This is a genomic window from Cyanothece sp. BG0011, assembly GCF_003013815.1.
GTDB lineage: Bacteria > Cyanobacteriota > Cyanobacteriia > Cyanobacteriales > Microcystaceae > Crocosphaera.
Window position 1 is genome coordinate 1 of record NZ_PRLH01000041.1, and the last position, 3,428, is coordinate 3,428.

At 39.8% G+C, this 3,428-nt stretch carries 6 protein-coding genes; all 6 read right to left on the reverse strand.

The window, feature by feature from the left end:
* Positions 1-283: 283 nt before the first annotated feature.
* On the reverse strand, positions 284-577 hold the full coding sequence (locus tag C4E06_RS05395) for a hypothetical protein (protein ID WP_107667133.1): 294 nt from the start codon (positions 575-577) through the stop codon (positions 284-286).
* Between the two features lie 94 nt (positions 578-671).
* The gene (locus C4E06_RS05400) at positions 672-944 is read right to left on the reverse strand and encodes a BrnA antitoxin family protein (RefSeq protein ID WP_009546292.1); all 273 of its coding nucleotides are present in this window, start codon (positions 942-944) and stop codon (positions 672-674) included.
* Entirely contained in the window at positions 883-1,203 is a 321-nt protein-coding gene (locus C4E06_RS05405) for a BrnT family toxin (protein ID WP_107667134.1), read from the reverse strand. Before C4E06_RS05405 ends, C4E06_RS05400 begins: the two co-directional genes overlap by 62 nt.
* A 733-nt stretch (positions 1,204-1,936) precedes the next feature.
* Complete coding sequence (locus C4E06_RS05420; RefSeq protein ID WP_107667136.1) at positions 1,937-2,776, reverse strand: tetratricopeptide repeat protein; 840 nt, start codon at positions 2,774-2,776, stop codon at positions 1,937-1,939.
* 78 nt (positions 2,777-2,854) lie between these two features.
* Positions 2,855-3,040 carry a hypothetical protein gene (locus C4E06_RS05425; RefSeq protein ID WP_107667137.1) on the reverse strand — a complete coding sequence of 62 codons (186 nt, stop codon included), beginning with the start codon at positions 3,038-3,040 and terminating at the stop codon, positions 2,855-2,857.
* Between the two features lie 87 nt (positions 3,041-3,127).
* Positions 3,128-3,428: hypothetical protein (locus C4E06_RS28625; protein ID WP_232826166.1), on the reverse strand; the 301-nt coding region annotated here is incomplete at its 5' end.

A 3,428-nucleotide genomic window follows, 5' to 3' on the forward strand; every position in this document is an offset into this window, starting at 1 on the left:
TTTGGGCTGGAGTTTAGACTAACTCCAGAGTCGAGATCACCGCTATAACGTTCTCTCAAAATCCCCATCATGAAATCGTTCAGTGGGACTTCTTGGTATTTACCGTTATTCTCTAACTCGATGAAGTAAATTAGCATCTTTGTTGATAGGTTTAGTTCCTACCAATATGCGTTAGCAAAGTGGTCTTACCAAATGTCTGAAACCCTGGTTATTGTTAAATTAGAGGTATCCGCAGCAACAGCTATTTTTGCTTATAAGTTACAGACACTGCTGCGGATTTTTCCTAGATTTCTTCTTCGGATGAGTTATGGATTGATAATCCCTCCATATCGATTCGCATCGAATCATCCACGTACTCTCCTTGATCTGGCAAGGGTTCTTTTTCGACAAAGGCGATCGCATCATCGATGGTGGAACATTGAGATTTTGGGACTTTGTACATTCCCCAACAAGTCCAAGTAACGGGGATATTCCAACATTTTTCTTCTGATTGAGGGGCTTCTGGATCTGTCTCCACGTTGGATACGGCTCTTTGGCTTTGTTGGATTAGTTCTAGCTGTTTTGGGGTCATTTTCATAAGTTCTCTATTACTATAAACCACTCAATAGTCCGCTAGGCATATTTTTTAACGCCCTTCTAGACTCTGTGCGATCCCGACTTTGACCTTGGTATTACTCTATTTGTCTTTCTTCGACTTTGCGCCGTACATAATCTCTGAGAACAGCATTGATGAAGGTTTGATATCCTCCCTGTGGCTGCTCATCTTTGAACCAATCTATTATATCTTCGTCCAATTTAATGGTTATTGTTTTTTTCTTAGGTGGCACAAATGCCTCCAGACGAGCCAACTGCTCATCTGTTGCTTCTGGAGCATCAGAGAAATCAATTTCCTCGTCCCTCATTTTCTTCAGAATTTCGATTTGCTGTTCTCTTGAAATACTCATAATAGGCTTTCCTTTCTTTTACACTAGCTTTTCTAGCTGAAATTATTCGGATGATATCTTCTCTAACGGTAAACACGACATAGAGACAGACTCCATATAACTCTCCTATAGCTACTTCTCTTATTTCCCCATATTCAAAGCGATCATCTTGGAAGCTCAATACAGTCGGTTCCTTGAAAAGTTCTTTTGCTAACTCAAAGGATATATTATGTTTCTCTAAGTTCGACTGCGCTTTTTTTTCGTCCCACTCAAACTTCATTTTACCTTAAATACATATTGTGTGTAAATATTTATCGTAAATACTTTTAAAGTTTTCTTTAACTTCGTTACTATTCATAGCCTGATAACTTCCCCTTCCATGAGACTTTGTAATACGGCAGGTTCTGACTCTAAAAAAGTGGACTCATCCTCAAAGCATTCTCCATCTCGGCCTGAGTGCCTTAGCTTAAATGATCGGCAAAAAGCTCCGTCCTTCCTTGGCTTCAAGGGTACACGGGCTAACACCTTTATTTTTTGTCCGTTGACTAGAAAATAACCTGTGGTTTGCATTAATGAATCGACCTCGCTTTATTCCATATTATTTTAAGCGACACTGGGTGATCTTTTGTGACAATCGCTTACAAAAAAAAGAGGATGACTATTACTCATCTCCTCCTAGTCTTTTTCCCTCTTAGAACGCCGATAACAGCGTTGTAATAATCGTCATTACCACCATTGGTAAACTAAGTCCACCTATAGTTAAAAGACCAACGTAGCAAATCTGCTCAAATGATGGCTCGTCACCATAATTTCTAATGTAATAGCCTTTGAACAGAGCCATAGATGTCACTACTACGGCTATGGCTAATAAGATGATGATAAACTGCTCCATTTGATTTTTTGCTCTGATATTTCCCTTTCAGATGGGCGCTAGCCACTGGAAGCAGATCGCAAAACACAATGGGCGGCATTAAACGATATTAAGCAATTGAATCTCTCTAAGTTTAATGACGCTAGTTGATCGCCAAGCGTTTCCCTAACTCGGAAATCTGCTCGATGGTATCGATAAGATCAGATAGCTCTTCAGGACGGTGATGCCTACCGACCAATCCTTCTGTCGGCGGTGTTGATAAAAGGAGATATTGCCAGAATTTTAGTGAATCCCCTTCTATGCGATATTGATCGGCGACTAACTCAAGATTATTTCGTTTGATAATCTCTGTAGCAGAATCTTCACTTATAAACTTGATATCGGTCAAAGCAATCGTCCCTGGCGTCACCTCAGCACCTTCTTCAATCTCGGCAAATTCGACTGCAGTAATTTCAGGAAAAGTAGCCCAAATTCGAGTCAATGTCCTTATTCTGTAACTCTCAGCCATTACAACCTCAATTTCCCCAAGTGCTGTTAGCCTTTCACTAATATCTAGTGTTTTAGATGCGGGGTCTGTGCTTGACCATGAACAGTTGAGTCGTTCACATAACTCATCTATCTCAGATGCAGTTAAAGGTTCGGTTTCCTCGAAATATTCTAATAGTTGCTTCTTTACACTTGGAGTTCTTTGAAATAATCGTAAAGCCGCTAATATCGTGGCTACTTCTCTGGGATTAAACTGAGAACTGGGAGCCTTGGTATTTTTCATGGCGATCGCAATTCCTTGCTCAAAAAACGCGGTTGCATCTTCATGTTTGCCTAAGTCATGGTAAAGAACGCCTAAATTGTTGTAAACTTCTTCATGGTGGGGATAGAGGTCAATTGACTCTTTATAGACTGCGATCGCGTCTTCGATCTTCTGTTCTTCTGCGAGCTTGTTTCCCTTAAGATATAATTTCCAGGCTTTTACTTGATTACTCATGTTTTTTTAAGCAATTAAAGGTCGCTTTAACTGGCGCTAGCCTGAAAAAAAGCTAGGATGACACCTAGCTTCAATTCTCTAATTTTCCAGGTCTTCTCGAAGCTTATCAACTTCTTCGACGGTCAAAGGCTCCGTTTCCTCGAATTGCTCTGAAAACGGTCTAAAGTCTTCCTTTGCTCTTTCCTTTCTAAATAATTCTAAAGAAGCCAGGATAGTTGCTAACTCTCGTTCGGAAATATTAAGGGTGACTCTATTTTCGCACATATTTTCACCGGTTTCTTGATAGGATCGCTAACTCTTGCGCTAGCATAACAAAAAAAAGAGGCCAATCACCTTTTAAGAAACTCTCAGTTAGGATAACTTTTTAATGAGTCCACTGAAAATCAAACTATACAAGGATATTCCGGCGTAGAGACCAGAAGATAATAAGAAATGGCTTAAAATGAGTGTGGATTCACTTTTGTCCCATACCCATAATGTACTCAACAATTCTGACTCAATTGCTTTGGATAATCCTGGAAACAAAGGTAGGTTAGTTAGCCACAAATAAAGGTCTGCACTTCCAATTTCACTGAGTTTTTCAAGGATGAGGAGCGTTATTAATCCCAAGAGACCACATAGTAAGAAACATCCTTTCTGTGGTTTCTCAAAC